Annotated in this window: 20 protein-coding genes; 14 read left to right on the top strand and 6 right to left on the bottom strand. The window is 72.0% G+C overall.

All coding sequences use genetic code 11. From position 1 onward, the window contains the following. The first annotated feature begins 682 nt into the window (after positions 1 to 682). Entirely contained in the window at positions 683 to 1,672 is a 990-nt protein-coding gene (locus QTQ03_RS13070; RefSeq protein WP_289278256.1) for a sigma-70 family RNA polymerase sigma factor, read from the top strand. 68 nt (positions 1,673 to 1,740) lie between these two features. Here QTQ03_RS13070 and QTQ03_RS13065 read toward each other — a convergent pair whose 3' ends face one another. After that, positions 1,741 to 2,712 (bottom strand): C40 family peptidase, encoded by a 972-nt coding sequence (locus tag QTQ03_RS13065; RefSeq protein ID WP_289278255.1) that lies wholly within the window; start codon positions 2,710 to 2,712, stop codon positions 1,741 to 1,743. 475 nt (positions 2,713 to 3,187) lie between these two features. Here QTQ03_RS13065 and QTQ03_RS13060 point away from each other — a divergent pair, with 475 nt between their 5' ends. Further along, positions 3,188 to 3,712 (top strand): DUF6232 family protein, encoded by a 525-nt coding sequence (locus QTQ03_RS13060; protein WP_289278254.1) that lies wholly within the window; start codon positions 3,188 to 3,190, stop codon positions 3,710 to 3,712. A gap of 4 nt (positions 3,713 to 3,716) precedes the next feature. On the opposite strand, the gene QTQ03_RS13055 is transcribed toward QTQ03_RS13060, so the two are convergent. Further along, complete coding sequence (locus QTQ03_RS13055; protein ID WP_289278253.1) at positions 3,717 to 4,055, bottom strand: DUF3817 domain-containing protein; 339 nt, start codon at positions 4,053 to 4,055, stop codon at positions 3,717 to 3,719. Between the two features lie 25 nt (positions 4,056 to 4,080). Continuing rightward, positions 4,081 to 4,512: a hypothetical protein gene (locus QTQ03_RS13050; RefSeq protein WP_289278252.1), complete on the bottom strand. Its 432-nt coding sequence runs from the start codon at positions 4,510 to 4,512 to the stop codon at positions 4,081 to 4,083. Positions 4,513 to 4,632: 120 nt separating this feature from the next. Between QTQ03_RS13050 and QTQ03_RS13045 the strand changes: the two genes are divergently transcribed. The 3 genes from QTQ03_RS13045 to QTQ03_RS13035 all read left to right on the top strand — a co-directional run bounded on the left by QTQ03_RS13045 (position 4,633) and on the right by QTQ03_RS13035 (position 5,872). Next, on the top strand, positions 4,633 to 4,956 hold the full coding sequence (locus QTQ03_RS13045; protein WP_289278251.1) for a DUF6158 family protein: 324 nt from the start codon (positions 4,633 to 4,635) through the stop codon (positions 4,954 to 4,956). Then, a complete protein-coding gene (locus QTQ03_RS13040; RefSeq protein ID WP_289278250.1) occupies positions 4,956 to 5,273 on the top strand; it encodes a hypothetical protein in 318 nt (105 codons plus the stop codon). Before QTQ03_RS13045 ends, QTQ03_RS13040 begins: the two co-directional genes overlap by 1 nt. Before the next feature lie 68 nt (positions 5,274 to 5,341). Continuing rightward, the gene (locus QTQ03_RS13035; RefSeq protein ID WP_289278249.1) at positions 5,342 to 5,872 is read left to right on the top strand and encodes a DUF1360 domain-containing protein; all 531 of its coding nucleotides are present in this window, start codon (positions 5,342 to 5,344) and stop codon (positions 5,870 to 5,872) included. 150 nt (positions 5,873 to 6,022) lie between these two features. Here QTQ03_RS13035 and QTQ03_RS13030 read toward each other — a convergent pair whose 3' ends face one another. The 3 genes from QTQ03_RS13030 to QTQ03_RS13020 form a co-directional block, all read right to left on the bottom strand. Beyond that, on the bottom strand, positions 6,023 to 6,229 hold the full coding sequence (locus QTQ03_RS13030; protein ID WP_289278248.1) for a hypothetical protein: 207 nt from the start codon (positions 6,227 to 6,229) through the stop codon (positions 6,023 to 6,025). Between the two features lie 68 nt (positions 6,230 to 6,297). Further along, entirely contained in the window at positions 6,298 to 6,534 is a 237-nt protein-coding gene (locus tag QTQ03_RS13025; RefSeq protein WP_289278247.1) for a hypothetical protein, read from the bottom strand. Between the two features lie 115 nt (positions 6,535 to 6,649). Further along, the gene (locus QTQ03_RS13020) at positions 6,650 to 7,732 is read right to left on the bottom strand and encodes a 3-deoxy-7-phosphoheptulonate synthase (protein WP_289278246.1); all 1,083 of its coding nucleotides are present in this window, start codon (positions 7,730 to 7,732) and stop codon (positions 6,650 to 6,652) included. 315 nt (positions 7,733 to 8,047) lie between these two features. Between QTQ03_RS13020 and QTQ03_RS13015 the strand changes: the two genes are divergently transcribed. The 9 genes from QTQ03_RS13015 (at position 8,048) to QTQ03_RS12975 (ending at position 17,608) form a co-directional block, all read left to right on the top strand. Beyond that, the gene (locus tag QTQ03_RS13015) at positions 8,048 to 9,202 is read left to right on the top strand and encodes an alkaline phosphatase PhoX (RefSeq protein WP_289278245.1); all 1,155 of its coding nucleotides are present in this window, start codon (positions 8,048 to 8,050) and stop codon (positions 9,200 to 9,202) included. A 108-nt stretch (positions 9,203 to 9,310) separates the two neighbouring features. Continuing rightward, on the top strand, positions 9,311 to 9,526 hold the full coding sequence (locus QTQ03_RS13010; protein ID WP_289278244.1) for a hypothetical protein: 216 nt from the start codon (positions 9,311 to 9,313) through the stop codon (positions 9,524 to 9,526). 129 nt (positions 9,527 to 9,655) lie between these two features. Continuing rightward, positions 9,656 to 10,948, top strand: coding sequence for a M16 family metallopeptidase (locus QTQ03_RS13005; protein ID WP_289278243.1), 1,293 nt, complete (start codon positions 9,656 to 9,658; stop codon positions 10,946 to 10,948). After that, positions 10,945 to 12,291: a M16 family metallopeptidase gene (locus tag QTQ03_RS13000; protein ID WP_289278242.1), complete on the top strand. Its 1,347-nt coding sequence runs from the start codon at positions 10,945 to 10,947 to the stop codon at positions 12,289 to 12,291. Before QTQ03_RS13005 ends, QTQ03_RS13000 begins: the two co-directional genes overlap by 4 nt. Positions 12,292 to 12,588: 297 nt before the next feature. Next, positions 12,589 to 13,614 carry an aspartate-semialdehyde dehydrogenase gene (locus QTQ03_RS12995; protein ID WP_289278241.1) on the top strand — a complete coding sequence of 342 codons (1,026 nt, stop codon included), beginning with the start codon at positions 12,589 to 12,591 and terminating at the stop codon, positions 13,612 to 13,614. A gap of 238 nt (positions 13,615 to 13,852) precedes the next feature. Further along, positions 13,853 to 14,293, top strand: coding sequence for a PPOX class F420-dependent oxidoreductase (locus tag QTQ03_RS12990; RefSeq protein WP_289278240.1), 441 nt, complete (start codon positions 13,853 to 13,855; stop codon positions 14,291 to 14,293). 183 nt (positions 14,294 to 14,476) lie between these two features. Further along, complete coding sequence (locus QTQ03_RS12985; protein ID WP_289278239.1) at positions 14,477 to 14,893, top strand: CBS domain-containing protein; 417 nt, start codon at positions 14,477 to 14,479, stop codon at positions 14,891 to 14,893. Positions 14,894 to 15,188: 295 nt separating this feature from the next. Beyond that, positions 15,189 to 15,560 (top strand): SCP2 sterol-binding domain-containing protein, encoded by a 372-nt coding sequence (locus QTQ03_RS12980; RefSeq protein ID WP_289278238.1) that lies wholly within the window; start codon positions 15,189 to 15,191, stop codon positions 15,558 to 15,560. Further along, positions 15,560 to 17,608 (top strand): amylo-alpha-1,6-glucosidase, encoded by a 2,049-nt coding sequence (locus tag QTQ03_RS12975; protein ID WP_289278237.1) that lies wholly within the window; start codon positions 15,560 to 15,562, stop codon positions 17,606 to 17,608. Before QTQ03_RS12980 ends, QTQ03_RS12975 begins: the two co-directional genes overlap by 1 nt. Positions 17,609 to 17,650 lie beyond the last annotated feature (42 nt).

The raw sequence follows: 17,650 nt of genomic DNA, 5'->3' as shown, positions 1-17,650 counted from the left end.
ACCCGGCGGCGCGGCCGAGGCCCGGATTGCGTTCGGTGACGTCGTGGTCGGATTCGACGCGAGCGGGTGCCCCGTACGTCCTGGGGTACTCGCCCCGTCGCGGCCGAAAAGCGCCTCACGGTCCTGTTCTGCACGAATCCGACGGTCGGTGCCTCTGGTCGGTCGATGTGTTCATCGGGGTGGACACTGGCTTCGATCGCGTCGGGTGCCGGCGCCACCAGGCCGTCGTCGCCGCTCCGAGGAGTGCGTCCGCGGTGCGCTCGCGTTGCTCGCCGCCCGGTCCGGCCCGCCCGCGCGGGGTGGGGCACAGCACTGCCCTCCGGATTGTTCACCGGGGCGTGGGGTATTACCACGGGCGTGGATGAACCGACCGGTCCACCGGTGCGTATCAGGCAGTGACCAGGATCGCAGCGCGGTGGTGACCCGGGTCGCTGCGCCTCTGGCCCAGGCAGTGCTGCCATGGATCACGTGTCGCGGCGAAATGGCGATCCACCAGCCCGTACACGGTATCCACCAGGCGGGTGCTGACAGCAAACATGGACCGTGTTCTCAGCTGATTATCAGGCATTCGTGACACTTTCGACTCACGACATGGAATCCCCGACGCGTCTCATCTGTTGTGTAGGTGTCAGCACCGACGGGCACAACGGAAGTCTCGGGGAGGGAGCTGACGGACGTGGGGATGGCAAGGAACCGGGCAACCGGCGCGAGCGAGGGGACCGTGGGCAACGTGGACAAGAACATCGGCATGCGGACCGACGAGGTCGCTGAGGAGCGCGATCTGGTTGGCGTCTACCTTCACGAGATCTCCCGGACGCCGTTGCTGGACGCCGCCACCGAGGTGAACCTCTCCAAGGCTATCGAGGCTGGCCTCTACGCCGAGCACCTGCTCGACGAGGACCGCGTTCCGGCCGGCGTCGAGCGGGCGGAGCTCGAGCGAGTGGTCGCCGAGGGCGAGCGGGCCAAGGACCTGTTCATCCGGGCCAACCTGCGACTGGTGGTGTCGATCGCCCGGCGGTACGTCCGGTCCGGGATGCCCATGCTGGACCTGATTCAGGAGGGCAACACCGGCTTGGTGCGCGCGGTCGAGAAGTTCGACTACGAGCGGGGCTTCAAGTTCTCCACCTACGCGACCTGGTGGATCCGCCAGGCCATCAGCCGAGCGATCGCCCAACAGGAGCGCACCGTACGGCTGCCCGTCCACCTGGTGGAGGACGTCAACCGGATGCGTAACGTCGCCCGCCAGCTCACCCGTGAGCTGGGCAGCGACCCGGAGCCGGAGCAGATCGCGGTGGCCCTCGGCGTCACCGTCGAGCGGGTGAACGAGCTGGTCCGCTGGTCGCAGGACACCGTTTCCCTGGACACGCCGGTCGGCGACGACGGCGACACGAACCTCGGCGACCTGGTGGCCGACAGTGACGCGCCGTCGCCGGAGGAGATCGTCCTCACCGGTCTGGAGCGGCAGCGCATCGAGGGCCTGCTCAACCACCTGGACGACCGGTCGGCTGGCATCATGCGGGCGCGGTACGGCCTCGAGGACGGCCGGGAGCACTCGCTCACCGAGGTCGCCTCGCGGTTCTCGCTCTCCCGGGAGCGGATCCGTCAGCTCGAGATCCAGGCGCTCGGCCGACTGCGCGAGCTGGCCCGGGCGGAGGGGCTCCAGGCGGCGTGAGCTGGTAGGAATGCGAGGAACGGCCGGCGTCCGACAGGGGCGCCGGCCGTTCGTCGTACCGGGACGGGTCAACGGACCCGGCCGTAGCCGGCGATCGGCATGATGGTCATGTCCCGCTTGAGTACGTTCCGGCCGGCGCTGGGCGCGTCGATGATCTTCCCTCCTCCGACGTACAGGGCGACATGTCCCAGTCCGCGGTAGAAGACGAGATCGCCCGGACGCAGCTCACCGCGGCCGATGTGCGCCACCGCACCCCACTGCATCCGGGTGTTGTGCGGTAGCGACTTGCCGGCCGCACGCCAGGCCGCCGACGTCAATCCGGAACAGTCGTAACCGCCGGGACCGTCCGCGCCCCACCGATAGGGCTTGCCCAGGGCGCCGTACGCGTAGCGGACCGCCACCCCGGCCGATCCCGACAACGCTGGCGCCTGCCGGGCGCTGTCCGGGCGGGCCGCCGGGCGTTCGGTGGCCCGCCCGTACGCCTGCCGGCGCAGCTCGTACAGCGAGGCCAGGTCACGCTCGATCCGCTGGCGGGCGTTGGCCAGTTCCCGGGCCTGGGCGGCCTGCCGTTTCAGCGTGCCGTTCAGCTGGGTCTTCTCAGTGTTCAGGCGACGCTGGTCGTCGGTGAACGCGGCGATCCGTTGCTGTCGATCGCGGGCCAGTTGGTCGACCGTGGCGAGCCGGTCCAGCCGCGAGGTGGCGTCGCCCGGCCGCAGCAGCGCGGCGGCGGTGCCGACGTCACCGGTCTTGTACGCGGTCACGGCGATTTCGTTCACCTCGGCCCGGCTTCGCTCCGCCTGCTGTTCCAGCGGCCCGATCCGGGCCTGTAATCGGGCCACGGTCGCCTTGTTCGTCTTGATCTGCTCGGCGAGCGCGTTGTGCGCCTCCACGACGCGTTCCAGCTCCGCGGAGGCCCGCTCGATCCGCCGGGTCAATTCGGCGGGGGATGGTTCGGCCCGGGCGGGCACGGCCGGTGCGACCAGTGCGGCCGACACCGCCGCGACCGCGAGGGCGCGCAGCGTGTTCCGGATGGACGACAAGAGCGATCGGCTCCTCTCCCACCGGCCGCCGGGTGCGCTGAGGCTCCGGCGGCACCGGGCCCGCGCCGTCCGGATGGGCGGCGGTCGACGGGCTGGCAGGGACAACCTAACCCGGGGCGGGAGTGGCCCGCAGTGGAAGTAGGGGCGATTGTTGTTGGGCAGCAGCATGTGAACGTGAGTGTCCTGACGGTCAGTGGTGACCCGTGAGCACAACCTGCCTGCTTGGCCGGATATGCAAAGTTCGTCGTTCTGGGCGGATGTCGCCGGCGGCTGGCGCGCGATGCCCGGATAAGCCGGACTTGGCGGTGTCTATCCGGCGGCAGCGTCGTCGGACCGCCCCGGCCGACCCCCGCGAACCCGCCTGGCCGCTGGCGGGCGGGTCACACAATAGGCGCGGAGCCGGAGTCCCGCCGACAGGCAATACCGCCCGCGGCGGGCGTCAGCCGACCCGGCGCCGAGCCGCGGGAGGTCCGCCGTGGATCCGCACCCCACCACACCGCCGACGTCGTCACCGCACGGCGCCGGGTCGCACACCACGTTGCTCTACGCCCGGCCCGGGATCGTCGTCACCGTCGACCGTCTCACCATCGGCCACAGCAGCTGGCCCGTGGCCGAACTCACCCACCTGCACACCACCCGTGGCCCCCACGACCGAGTCGCCGTCCGGGCCGTCCTGGTCACCGGGGGAATGATCAGCGGCGTCGGGCTGCTGCTGGGCTTCACCGGCGGGCTGCACCGGCTCACCGCCGGGGCCTACCTGACGATCGGGGCGGTGTTCCTGCTGCCGGTGTTGCTGGCCGTCGCCGGCGACCGGTGGCGGCCCCCCGCGTACGAGCTGTGGGGCCGGCTCCGGGGCACCGACGAGTTGCTCTTCGCCAGCGACGACGAACGGCAGTTCGGTCAGGTCACCCGCGCCCTGCGTCGGGCGCTGGAGATGCGCCGGCACGGCGGCTGGGAGGATCCGCTCGCCCCGGCCGCCCCCTGGCGGCCGGGGCGCTGAACGGTCAGCGGCTGGGGGCGTCGGCGACCGGCTTCGGGGCCACCCCGGGCCACGCGGTCACCCAGCCGCTCACCCGCCGCTCGGCGAAGAACGAAACGAACGGCACGGTGCCGGCCAGCATCACCAGGACCATCCGCTTCAACGGCCAGCCCGCGCGGCGGGCCAGATCGAAGGTGGCCACCAGGTAGACCATGTAGAGGAAGCCGTGGGCCTGACCCACCGTCTCCACCAGCACCGGGTTGTCGAAGCCGTACTTCAGCGGCATGCCGATCACCACGAGCAGGATCAGCGCCACGCCGACGATCCAGGCGATCACGCGGTACCGGGTCAGGGCTGCGCCCACCGTCGTCCGTCCTTTCGACCCGGCCTCAGCCGGGGTAGTCGCCGGGCCGGGCGCCCGGATTGTCGTTCAGCCACCGTAGGTAACGGTTGTAGGCGGCGAGGTCCGCGTCCTCGCCGTCGGGCGCCGGAGCCGCCGGGCGGGCGACCCGGACGGGCCGGCGTAGCACCGGACGGCCAGCGGCGACCGGCGACTCCTCGGCCAACCGCGGGTCGGCGGCGGTGGCCGTTGGGCCGTCGGGCTCCCCGGCGGCACCGCGCAGCGCGTGTCGGACCTCCCGCCACCACAGGAAGACCACGAAGCCGGCGAAGACCGGCCACTCCACCGCGTAGCCCCAGCTGATCGCGTTCCCGCCGGCGGCGCGGCTCAGCTGCCACCAGCCCAGCCCGAGGAAGGCCGCGACGAGCGCGACCATGGCCACGTGGCGCACGATCCACGCCGGGGTCCAGAGCCGCTTCATGACGTCGAGGGTACCGGGACAACGGCGGTCTCCGACGCGGTGTCGTAGTCGCGGGAGGGTTTGCCGAGACCCCGTGTGGGCATCCGTCCAGACGCCGGCCCAGAACAGACCAGGGGGGCGATGATGACCGGATCCGTACGGCGGGACGAGTTCCCGAGCCCGGAGCAGCGAATGCCGGAGTGGGACGGAGACCACCTGCACGACATGGCTTCCGGCGACGCGGACACCGACGGCGAGCTGCTCGGCATCGACCCCGCCGAGCTCGGTGACGAGGACCTGATCCGCGAGATGCACAGCCTGCACCGCACCCGGTTGGACACCCTGCGGCACGCCACCGACTCGGCGCTCGCCAACCACCTGCGCCGGACGGCCGATCTGGAGACGGAGTACCTGGCCCGACACCCCGGCCGTGAGGTCGACCCGAGCCGGCTGCGGGGCTCGTGATGGCCTCCGCCGAGCGGGGGGTGTCGGCGCCGCCGGAGGTGGTTTTCAACACGGCCACCGACCCGAACCGGGCGTCGGCGTGGCTGCCGGAGCCGTTGCGCGTCGACGGTGCGCCGGCGGAGCACGTCAGCGCCGAGGAACTGGCCGCTCGCTGGCGGGCCGCCGGGGAGTGGGCTGCTGAGCTGCGGGTTGACCCGGCTGACGCCGGCGGCGCCCGAATCCGGCTCGACCTGACCGGCGGCGGCGCCGATCACCTTGTCGACACCGCCCTGGACAGCCTCGCCCGCGAGGTGGCCGACAACCTCCAGGCCGGGTGAGCCGCGCAGGGGTGTGGCTGGCCGTGTCGGCTGGCCGGCACCGGGAGAAACAGGAAGAGGGAGACCGGGTGACCCACCTGAAGGAGAAGGTGGCGCGTCTGCGCCGTTCGTACGCGCCGCATGAATACCGACCGCTCGGCGGCTACCTCGTGGCCATGGGCACGTACGCCGGTGTGACCGCGAGTCTCGCCGCGTTGGTGAAGGTCACCGGCCGGCCGGTGCCGCGGCGGCCGGCCCTCGCCGACGTGATGCTGCTCTGCGTCGCCACGCACAAGCTCAGCCGGTTGCTCGCCAAGGACGCCGTGACGAGTCCGCTGCGGGCGCCGTTCACCCGGTACACACAGCCGATCGGCAGCGGCGAGGTGATGGAGGCGGTCCGCGACTCGGGCAGTTCCACCCGGCACGCGATCGGGGAACTGGTGAGCTGCCCGTTCTGCCTGGCCGTCTGGGTGGCCACCGGGCTCACCGGCGGGCTGGTGCTGGTGCCACGGCTGACCCGCCTCGTCGCCACCGCGCTCACCGCCGTGACGGCGTCGGACTTCCTCCAGATGGCGTACGCGGTGGCGCAGCGTGTCGCCGAGGGCGGTGGCGAGCACTGAGCCGTGGCCGGGCCCGGCCGCCGGTAGCGTCCCCCGCCAGGATCCCCAGCTCGAACGATGCGGTCCCCAGCTCGAACGATCCCCGGCTCGTGGGCGAACCAGACCCCCGGCGTGCGGACGGGGCCGGGCGCCGACCCGTCCGCACGCCGGTCAGCTCTCCTCGCCGGACCAGCCGCGTGGAGCCTCCGTCTCCCGCACGTCCACGTCCTCGCCGGTGATGACGTCCCGGTCGACGGCCGTGCGGTCGTGCTCGTTGGCGAAGTCCGGTTCCGGCAGCGTGTCCCGGTCGCCCGGCGGCTGGCCGAGCGCCGCGAGCTTTTCGTGGTGTTCCCCGGGCTGCTTCTCGTGCTGGGGCATGTCGCTCTCCTTCGCGCCGAGCGTGTGGGGGTCCGGTGCGATCGGTCGGGCGAAAGCGGCCCGCGACGTCAGGTGAGCGAACCGCCGAGCACGTCGGCCGCCTCGTCGACGGAGTACTCGCCCTCGGGCAGCGCGGCGATCCGGGTGAGCAGCTCCGCCGGCATCTCCGCGGCGACGGCCCGGCGATAGATGTCGCTCTGACTGATCCGTTCCTGGCCGCGGTAGAGGTCCTCGAGCAGGTCGTCGAGGCGCCGGAGGGACGACTCGGTCCCGGGCGCCTCGGTCACGGGTGGGTTGTCGGTCACGTCCGTCGCCTACCCGACCGCCGCCCCGCCAAACGCACCCGGCCGACCTCGTTGGTCGGGAGGTTCCCGTGCCCGGCACGGGAACCTCCCGACCAACCGGCCGAGGGTCGAGGAGTCAGGGCAGGGCGGGGGTGGGGCGGCGGGTGCGGACGGCCGCGGCCAGGTCGGTCAGGACCTGGTCGGTCAGGTCCCAGCCGATGCAGGCGTCGGTGATCGACTGGCCGTAGGTGAGCTCGCGGGTCGGGTCCAGGTCCTGCCGGCCCGGCAGGAGGAAGCTCTCCAGCATCACCCCGACGATGCCCCGCTGCCCGGCCACAAGCTGGGCGGCCACGTCGGCGGCCACCAGCGGCTGGTTGCGGTGGTCCTTGCCGCTGTTGGCGTGGCTGGCATCGATGACCAGCCGCTCGGGCAGGCCGGCCGCTCGCAGCAGCTCCAGAGCTCCCGCCACCGACTCCGCGTCGTAGTTCGGCCGGCCGCCGCCGCCGCGCAACACCAGGTGGCCGTCCGCGTTGCCCCGAGTGTGCATGATCGCCGGGGTGCCGGAGACGTCGATGCCGGGGAAGACATGCGGCACGCCGGCCGCGCGGATGGCGTCCACCGCCGTCGAGACGCTGCCGTCGGGGCGGTTCTTCATGCCGATCGGCATGGACAGGCCGGAGGCGAGCTGCCGGTGCACCTGGCTCTCCACCGTGCGGGCGCCGATCGCGCCCCACGCCACCGTGTCCGCGATGTACTGCGGGGAGATCGGGTCCAGGAACTCGCAGCCCACCGGGAGTCCCAGCCGCAGCACGTCGAGCAGCAGCCTACGGGCTTTGCGCAGGCCGGTGTTCACGTCGCCGGAGCCGTCCAGCCCGGGGTCGTTGATAAGCCCCTTCCAGCCCACCGTCGAGCGTGGCTTCTCGAAGTAGACGCGCATCACGACGAGCAGGTCGTCGGCGAGCCGATCGGCGACCTCGCGAAGCCGGTGGGCGTAGTCGAGAGCGGCGGCCGGGTCGTGCACCGAGCACGGGCCGACCACGACCAGCAGGCGGTCGTCGGTGCGGTCGAGCACCCGCCCGACCGCGCGCCGGCCGGTGAGCACGGCCGAGGAGAGTTCGTCGTCCAGGGGCAGTTCGTGGTGCAGCAGCGCCGGGGTGGTCAGCGGTACAACGCGGTCGATCCGCTGATCGCTGACCCGGTCCGTCTCCGGGGTCGTCACGGTGGCATCCTTCCGCCGACCGTGCCCGGGGCCGGCGCCCGGGACGAGCCGGCTGCTCGTACGCAAAAGGGCAGGAACGGAAGCTCCTGCCCGGCCGGCTCGATGCGGTGACGTCAGCTCACGATGAGGTCACCGGCTGGTCGAGCCGGCTGCCTAAACCATCGATACGAGCGCGTCACGCCGACTAGCGTACCCGATCCGACGGCGGCGGCTCACCCCGTCGTCCGGAAAGCCTCGCCGCACGTTCACCTGCATCGATGAAACGGACGGTAGTTTCGGCCTCACCACTCGTCGTGCCCCCCGGAGGTTCCCCCGATGGATCGTCGTACTCTCCTGCGCGCCAGCGTCGTCGGCGGCGCCGCTGCCTTCTCCGGCAGCCTCTGGGTCGGCGCCGCGACCGCGGCGCCGGCCCAACCCGGCACCAGCCCGTACGGACCGCTCCAGCCGGCCGACGCCCAGGGCATCCAGCTACCCGCCGGCTTCACCAGCCGGATCGTCGCCCGGTCTCGGCAGACCGTCGCCGGCACGTCCTACACCTGGCACTACGCGCCCGACGGCGGGGCCTGCTTCGCCGCCGGTGCCGGCTGGATCTACGTCTCGAACTCCGAGATCAATCCCGGTGGCGGTGCGTCGGCGCTGCGGTTCAACGCCGATGGCAGCATCGCCTCGGCGTACCGGATCCTGTCGAACACCCGAAAGAACTGCGCGGGCGGTGCGACGCCGTGGGGGACCTGGCTCTCCTGCGAGGAGGTCAGCCGCGGGTACGTCTACGAGACGTACCCGCAGGGCGGCACGGCCGCGGTGCGGCGGGCCGCGCTGGGGCGGTTCAAGCACGAGGCCGCCGCGTGCGACCCGGATCGCCAGGTGATCTACATGACCGAGGACGAGAGCAGCGGTCGCTTCTACCGGTTCCGCCCGACCACCTGGGGCGACCTCTCCTCCGGCACGCTGGAGGTGCTGGTCGCCGGCAGCGCGACCAGCGGCCCGGTGACCTGGGCCCGGGTGCCGGACCCGGACGGATCGCCGAGGTACACCCGCTACCAGGTCTCCGGGGCGAAGAAGTTCAACGGCGGTGAGGGCTGCTGGTACGCCGACGGGACCTGCTGGTTCACCACCAAGGGTGACAACCGGGTGTGGGCGTACGACGCGGTCGACCAGCGCATCGACCTGGCGTACGACGACTCGCTGGTCTCCGGGAGCGCCCCGCTGACCGGGGTCGACAACATCACCGGTGCCGGCTCCGGTGATCTGTTCGTGGCCGAGGACGGCGGCAACATGGAGATCAACATCATCACGCCGGACGAGGTGGTCGCTCCGTTCCTGCGAATCACCGGTCAGTCGTCGTCGGAGATCTGCGGTCCGGCGTTCTCGCCCGACGGCACCCGGTTCTACTTCTCGTCGCAGCGGGGCACCTCGGGCTCGTCCTCCGGCGGCATCACGTACGAGGTGCGCGGACCGTTCCGCTCCTGAGCGGTGGGAAGGGACCCTCGACCACGCGGAGGCGTCAACGCGGACAGCCCGCTGAGAGGGTCCCTTCCGGACCCGCGTGCGACGGCAGGGGCGGGGTATGCAGCCGGCGTGAGCGCAGAGCGAAGCGACCAGGAGCGGCTCGAGTCCCGCGCGCGTCTGCTGCCGGAGGAGGTGGCCGTCGGCAGCGCGGATCCGGAGGCGCAGGCCGAGGCCATCCTCGCCGAGTCGGACACCCGCGAGGAGAGCCGGGACGGCGCACCCGACACCGCCCTGGAGCGCCGCACGTCGGACCAGACCGTCACCCCCGCCGAGCCCCAGGACTGAGCCGTTCGGTGCGCCCCGACGCCCGCGACCGGCACCGACCATCGCGCCGGCGAAGCGCGCCGCGTGACCCCGCCAGCCACGGCGGCCCGCACGGCACCTTCCGCCCGTGCGATCGGATAGCGTCGTGCCATGCCCGACAGCGGTTATCCCTGGCCCATCGAGACGACCCGACTGGACAACGGCCTCCGCGTGGTGGTGAGCGAGGATCGCACCGCCCCGGCCGTGGCCGTGAACCTCTGGTACGACGTCGGCTCCCGCCACGAGCCGGCGGGGCAGACCGGCTTCGCCCACCTCTTCGAACACCTGATGTTCGAGGGTTCGGTCAACGTGGCCAAGACCGAGCACATGAAGCTGGTGCAGGGTTGCGGCGGGTCACTCAACGCCACCACCAACCCGGACCGTACGAACTACTTCGAGACCGTTCCCGCCGAGCACCTGGAACTGGCGCTCTGGCTGGAGGCGGACCGGATGGGTGGCCTCGTCCCGGCGCTCACCGAGGAGACCCTGGACAACCAGCGGGACGTGGTGAAGAACGAGCGGCGGCAGCGCTACGAGAACGTCCCGTACGGTGACGCGTGGCTGCGGCTGCTGCCGTTGCTGTACCCGCCCGGCCACCCGTACCACCACGCGACGATCGGCTCGATGGCCGACCTGAACGCGGCCGACCTCGCCACCTTCCAGGCCTTCCACACGACCTACTACGCCCCGAACAACGCGGTGCTCACCGTGGTCGGTGACGCCACCGCCGCCGAGGTGTTCGCCCTCGCCGACAAGTACTTTGGCGCGATCCCGTCCCGGCCCGAGATCCCGGCCGCGCCGGATGGCCGGCACGTCCCGGCAACCGGCTCGGCGGTGGCGGAGCGGGTCGTCACCGAGGTCCCGGCGCCCCGGGTGTACATCGCACACCGTACCCACCCCTTCGGCGGCCCCGGGTACGACGTGGTGACCGTGCTCGCCACCGTCCTCGGCAGCGGCCGGGGCAGTCGCCTCTACCAGCGGCTCGCCGACGGCGAGCGGCTCGCCCAGCCGGACCTGGTCGGGGCGTACGGGGTGGACCTCGCGCACGCCCCGGCGCCCTTGATCGCCACGGCCACCGCCCGGCCCGGTGTGACCGGCGAGCAGCTGGCCGCCGGGCTGGCCGAGGTGGTCGACGAGCTGGCCACCGTGCCGGTCACCGCCGCCGAGCTGGACCGCGCGAAGGCCCTGCTGAGCACCGCGTGGTGGCGACAGATGTCCACTGTGGATGGGCGGGCGGACCTGCTCGGGCGGTACGCCACCCAGTTCGGCGACCCGGCGAGGGCTGCCGAGAGGCTGCCCGCCTGGCTGGCCGTTACGGCCGAGCAGATCGCCGACGTGGCCGCCGACGTGCTCGCCGACGCGGACCGGGTGACCCTGACCTACCTGCCCGAGGAGACCTCATGACGCCGACCACCACCCGTCCCGGCCCGGGAGCCGCCCGCCCCTACCGGTTCCCCCAGGTCATCCGGCGTGGCGTGGCGGGTGGGCAGGTGGTCGCCGCGCACCTGCCGGGGCAGACCCTCGCCGTCGCGCTGCTGCTGCTCGACGCGGGCGCCGGGCGTGAACCGGGCGGCAAGGAGGGGCTCGGCGCGGTGCTGGCCAAGGCCCTGGAGGAGGGGACGGCCCAACGCGACGCCACGGCGTACGCCCTGGCCATCGAGGCGCTCGGCACCGAGCTGGTGATCGGGTTGGACTGGGACGCGTTCCAGGTGAGCGTGCAGGTCCCGGTGGACCGGCTACCCGCCGCGGTGGAGCTGCTCGCCGAGGCGGTGCGGACCCCGCGCCTGGACCCGGACGACGTCCGGCGGGTCCGCGACGACGAGGCGACGGCCCTGCGGATGGACTGGGCGAGCCCGGGGCCGCGGGCGGAGGCGGCGCTGCGCGCCGACCTGTTCGGCGTGGAGAACCGTTGGGGTCGCCCGCTGTACGGCGACCCGGACTCGGTGGCCGCGTTGGACGTCGAGGACGTCCGGGTCTTCCACTCGGAGTGGTTCATCCGGCCGGGCACCCTGGTGGTCGCCGGCGATCTGGACCGTCTCGACCTGGACCGGCTCGGGGCGGCCGCCTTCGCCGGCACGGGTGGCGGCCCGCCGGACCGGGGCGGCCCGATCGCGGTGCCGCCGCGCGACGGCCGCCGGATCATCCTGGTCGACCGGCCGGGTTCGGTGCAGTCGACGCTGCGGCTCGGACATCCGTCGCCGCACCGCGCCCACCCCGACCACGTGCCGATGACGCTCGCCGGCACCGTACTCGGTGGCGCCTTTACCTCCCGGCTCAACCATCTGATCCGCGAGGTGCACGGCTACACCTACGGTATTCGGGCCGACTTCGCCGCGTCCCGCCGGTTCGGGCGGTTCGCGGTCAGCTCCAACGTGCAGACGGCGGTGACCGCGCCGGCCCTGGTGGAGGCGGTCGGCGAGATCACCCGTACCCAGCAGGCCGGGGTCACCGAGGAGGAGTTGGCGGTCGCGCGGTCCTGGCGGGCCGGTCAGCTCTCGGTCGAGTTGCAGACCCCACGGGCGATCGCCGCGGCGCTGGCCACCCTGGTCGTCCACGAGCTGCCCGACGACTACCACGCCCGGCTGCGCGAGGCGTTGCTCGCCGCGGACGTCGACCAGGTCTCGGCCGCCGCCGCCACCCACCTCCACCCGGAGTCCCTGACCCTGGTGATCGAGGGCGACGCCGCCCTGATCCGCGACGAGCTCACCGTCACCGACCTGGCCGAGATCGTCACATCGACCCCCTGACCGCCCGATCCGCTCCGGGCCTGGCCCAAGATCCGGGTGGCTGCCCGGCGGGCGCCGGCGCGGGCGGCATCCCGCGCTTGCCCGGCGCGAGTGCTCACTCCGTGCCCGGAGGTCACTCTTGCCGCGGAAGCCCGGCCACTCCCGTGCGGTGGGACGGGTGTGGCCGGGGCGGCGGTGTCGTCGCGGGCGTCGCCGGCGCCCCGGGACGGCGACCGGTGCCGCACGGACACCGTGGCATTGGCCCGGCGCGTGGGAAGCATTCCCGGTCGAGTCGCCCGGCTGGGTAGCCTCGCGGGCATGAGGATCGGCATTGTGGGGGCCACCGGTCAGGTCGGTGGCGTGATGCGGCAGGTGCTGGCGGAACGGAGGTTCCCGGCGGAGCAGGTCCGCCTGCTCGCCTCGGCGCGGTCGGCGGGGCGCACCCTGCCCTGGCGGGACGGCGAGGTGACCGTGGAGGACGCGGCCACGGCCGACTACTCCGGGCTGGACATCGTTCTCCTTTCTGCCGGCAAGGGCACCGCGAAGGAACTGGCGCCCCGGATCGCCGCGGCCGGCGCGGTCGTCATCGACAACTCCTCGGCCTTCCGGATGGATCCGGACGTGCCGCTGGTCGTCGCGGAGGTCAACCCGCACGCCCTGGCGAACCGGCCCAAGGGCGTCATCGCCAACCCGAACTGCACCACGATGGCCGCCATGCCGGTGCTGCGCCCGCTGCACGCCGAGGCGGAGCTGACCGGCCTTGTCGTGTCGACATACCAGGCCGTCTCCGGCGCTGGCCTGTCCGGCGTCGCCGAGCTGGACGAGCAGGTCCGTAAGGTCGCCGAGCACGCCGCCGGCCTCGCCTACGACGGCGCCACCGTGGAGTTCCCGGCGCCCCGCTCGTTCGCCCGGCCGATCGCGTTCAACGTGCTCCCGCTCGCCGGGTCGATCGTCGACGACGGCTCCGAGGAGACCGACGAGGAGCAGAAGCTGCGTAACGAGAGCCGCAAGATCCTCGACATCCCCGGGCTGAAGGTCTCCGGTACCTGCGTCCGGGTGCCCGTCTTCACCGGCCACTCACTCCAGATCAATGCCCGGTTCGCCCGGCCGCTCACCCCGCAGCGTGCCCGGGAACTGCTGGCCGGCGCGCCCGGCGTCGCGCTCTCCGACGTCCCCACGCCGCTGCAGGCGGCCGGCCAGGACCCGACCTACGTGGGGCGGATCCGGGCCGACGAAACCGTCGAGCACGGCCTCGCCGTCTTCTGCGCGAACGACAACCTGCGCAAGGGCGCCGCGCTCAACGCGGTGCAGCTCGCCGAGTTGGTCGCCGCCGAACGCCGCTGAGCCCGCTCCGGTCGGCACCGATCGACCCGGTAGCACCGGCGCCGGGTTCCGGCGCTGTCGGATGCGTCTTCACCGCATCGGCCAGCACGCGACACGGGCATCGGGGTTCGGCTCCGCCGGCCGCCCGGTACATCGGGCGTCGGGCCACTTCTGTGCTCGCGGCTCGCCGTCCCACCTGGCGCGATCGTCGGCGGCGGGGTGAGATGGAGTCCCGATCCGACGAACGACGGAGGACCGTGTGGCCGACGACCAGATCCCCGAGAACCTGACCGAACTCATCGCCGGCGGCCGGCTCGGCGTGCTGGCGACGATCAAGCGGGACGGTCGACCGCAACTGTCCACCGTGATGTACGCGTTCGACCGCGATGCCCGGGTGATCCGCATGTCGATCACCGACGGCCGGGCCAAGACCACCAACCTGCGTCGGGATGCCCGCGCCAGCTTCCACGTCAGCAGCGCGGACGGTTGGGCATACGCGGTGGCGGAGGGGCGGGCTGAGCTGACCCCGGTGGCCGAGCGCCCGGACGTCCAGACGGTCGAGGAGTTGATCCTGCTCTACCGCGCGGTGCAGGGCGAACACCCCGACTGGGACGACTTCCGGCGTGCCATGGTCGCGGATCGCCGGCTGGTGCTCCGTCTGCATGTTGAGCGGGTGTACGGCGTACCTCCGCGGGGCTGAGCGGCCCGGCCGGCCTCGTCCGACGACGGGTGGCTCCCGCCGCCGGCCGGCTGCCTTTCGGCGTGGCTCCCGCCGCGGGTCCGCGTTCCGGTCCGGCCCGGTGCCGCGGGCGTGCTCCGGGCCCGTGTTACCTGCCGTGGCGGGGCGGGTAGACCGTGGTGCCGACACCGAGGGAGGAGCACCATGACAACGGTCGGAGAGTTCATGACGACCCGGTTGGTCACCATGGACAGCAACGACACACTCGTCGCGGCGGCCCAGGAAATGCGGGACAGCGCCATCGGCGATGTGGTCGTAACCGATGGTGACGATGTGGTCGGTATCGTGACGGACCGCGACATCACGGTGCGGGCGGTGGCGGAGAACATGGACCCCGCCGCGACCCGGTTGAACCAGGTCACCACCAGGGATGTGATCACCGTGAGCCAGTACGACGACGCGGTGGCCGCGGCCGACCTGATGCGCACCTACGCCGTACGCCGGCTGCCCGTGGTCGACGACGGACGGCTGGTGGGTTTGGTGTCAATGGGTGACCTGGCGGTCGAGCGCGAACCGCAGTCCGTGCTGGCCGACATCAGCGCCGACGACCCGAACAACTGATGTCCGCCGCGCACACGCCGGCTCCCGGAGACGCGGGGGCCGGCGTCCGCCGTATCCGGCGCGGAGCCGGGCCGGCCGCGCCACGTACCTCGGTGGCGACCCGCATCCAGCCGGAGGAGCGCGGACGCCGGCTGTGCGGGTGACCGCCCGGACCCGACACCTGCCGGCCGGGTCACCCGATCCGGGCGAGGTTGACCGCGTCGGGGACGGGGACCCGTGCTCGGATCGAATCACCGACCGGGCGGAACCCGGCGCCGGTCGGGGGTGGACCGGAACGACGGGAGGAGTGGACCCGATGGCGGACGCGACCATGCGGTTCTTCGAGGACCTCGACCGGCGAGGGCACGAGCCTCTGCTGGCGAAGACCTCCGGGACGCTGCGTTTCGACCTGCACGAGGGCGCGCAGACACGCCACTGGATGCTCAGAATCGACCGGGGGCGACTCCGGGTGACCCAGGAGGACCTGGACGCGGACACGGTGGTTGGGACCAGTCCGACGCTCTTCGAGGACCTCGCCGCCGGCCGGGAACACGGGATCGCGGCCATCCTGCGCGGGGACATGACCGTCGCCGGTGACCCGCGGCTGATCGTCCAGGTCGAGCGGCTTTTCCCCGGTGACCCCAACTCCCGTGGTCCGCGCCGGGTATTCCAGCCGGAGGTGCGCTGATGTCGAAGAGCAACACGATCCGGATCCTCGACGGCAACACCTTCGTGGTCTCCGAGGACACCGGGGACATCGAGGCGACGCCGACCGAGCCGACCGGCCTCTTCTCCCTCGACACCCGGTTCCTGTCGACCTGGGTGCTGACCGTCAACGGCGAACGGCTCAACCCGCTGTCGTACGACGACCTCCAGTACTACGAGGCGCGCTTCTTCCTCGTCCCGGGTGTGGCGACGCACTACGTCGACGCCAAGCTGTCGATCATCCGGGAACGGGCGGTGGGGGGTAGTTTCCGGGAGACCCTGACCATTCTCAACCACGACGAGAAGCCGGTCGACCTGGAGATCCGCATGGACGCGGCGTCCGACTTCGCCGATCTGTTCCAGGTCAAGGACGAGATCCTCAACAAGAAGGGTGAGCTCTACAGCGAGGTCGAGCCGGACCGGCTGCGGCTGGGCTACCGGCGCGGCAACTTCCGGCGGGAGACCGTCATCTCCTCGTCGGTGCCGGTCCGGTACGACAAGGGCGGCTTCGCGCACACCATCCACCTGGAGCCCAACGAACAGTGGGAGACCCAGATCGAGGTGGAGACGCACGCGCTCGGGCCGGGTGGTCGGGATCTGCGGCTGGGGTTGCGCGCGCACGGCACCGAACGGCTTGCCCTCCAGCACGACCTGGAGAAGTGGATCGCCGACGCGCCCACGCTGAACAGTGAACACGAGGATCTGGCCGCGACGTACGGCCGGTGTCTGGTCGACCTGGCGGCGCTACGCTTCTCGCCGCTCTCCCTGGGTGGCGCCGCGCTGCCCGCGGCCGGGCTGCCGTGGTTCATGACGATGTTCGGCCGGGACAGCATCCTGACCTGCCTCCAGGTGCTGCCGTTCGCGCCGGATATGTCGAAGACGACGCTGCGTATCCTCGCCGCCCTCCAGGGCACCCGGTTCGACGACTTCCGCGACGAGGATCCGGGCCGGATCCTGCACGAGATGCGGTACGGCGAGACCGCCGCCTTCGAGGAGCAGCCGCACTCGCCCTACTACGGTGCCGTCGACTCGACCCCGTTGTTCATCGTGCTGCTTGACGAGTACGAGCGGTGGAGCGGCGACGCCGGGCTGGTCAAGGAACTGGAGTCGGAGTGCCGGGCTGCGCTGTCGTGGATCGACAACTACGCCGACCTGGCCGGCAACGGCTATATCTGGTATGAACGCCGCAATACAGACACGGGTCTGGAGAATCAGTGCTGGAAGGACTCCTGGGATTCCATTTCGTACCGCGACGGCACGTTGCCCCCGTTCCCGCGCGCGACCTGCGAGGTCCAGGGGTACGCGTACGACGCGAAGGTCCGCGCCGCCCGACTGGCGCGCCGGTTCTGGGGTGACCCGGCGTTCGCCGAGCAACTGGAGCGGGAGGCGGCCGCGCTGAAGGAGCGGTTCAACCGTGACTGGTGGGTGGCGGACGGCGAATACTACGCCCTCGCCCTGGACCCGGACGGCCGGCAGTGCGACGTGCTCAGCTCCAACGTCGGGCACCTGCTGTGGAGCGGCATCGTCGACGACGATCGCGCCGAGAAGATCGCCCGGCACCTGGTCGGGCCACGGCTCTTCTCCGGGTGGGGCGTCCGGACACTGGCCGAGGGCGAGGTTCGCTACAACCCGATCGGCTACCACAACGGCACGATCTGGCCGTTCGACAACTCCTTCGTCGCCTGGGGTCTGCGCAGGTACGGCTTCGCCGAAGAGGCGGCGACCATCGCCAACGGCATCCTCGACGCGGCCCGGTACTTCGACGGCCGCCTCCCGGAGGCATTCGGCGGCTACCCGCGGGAGTTGACGAAGTTCCCGGTCGAGTACCCGACGGCATGCTCCCCGCAGGCCTGGTCCACCGGTGCGCCGTTGCTGCTCCTGCGGACGATGCTCGGCCTGGAACCGCACGAGGGGCACCTGGCCGTCGAGCCGCGACTGCCGGTCGGGATGGGCCGGATCGAGGTGCTGGACATCCCCGGCCGGTGGGGCCGGGTGGACGCGTTCGCCCGCGGCCGGCTCGACCTGCACTAGCTCGCCGACGGGGCGCAGGGAAGGCGCCCTGGTCAACGCCGG

It is taken from the genome of Micromonospora sp. WMMA1363 (genome assembly GCF_030345795.1).
Classification (GTDB): domain Bacteria; phylum Actinomycetota; class Actinomycetes; order Mycobacteriales; family Micromonosporaceae; genus Micromonospora.
The sequence above is the reverse complement of the archived record's forward strand: the minus strand, read 5'-3'. Positions and strand labels throughout refer to the sequence as shown.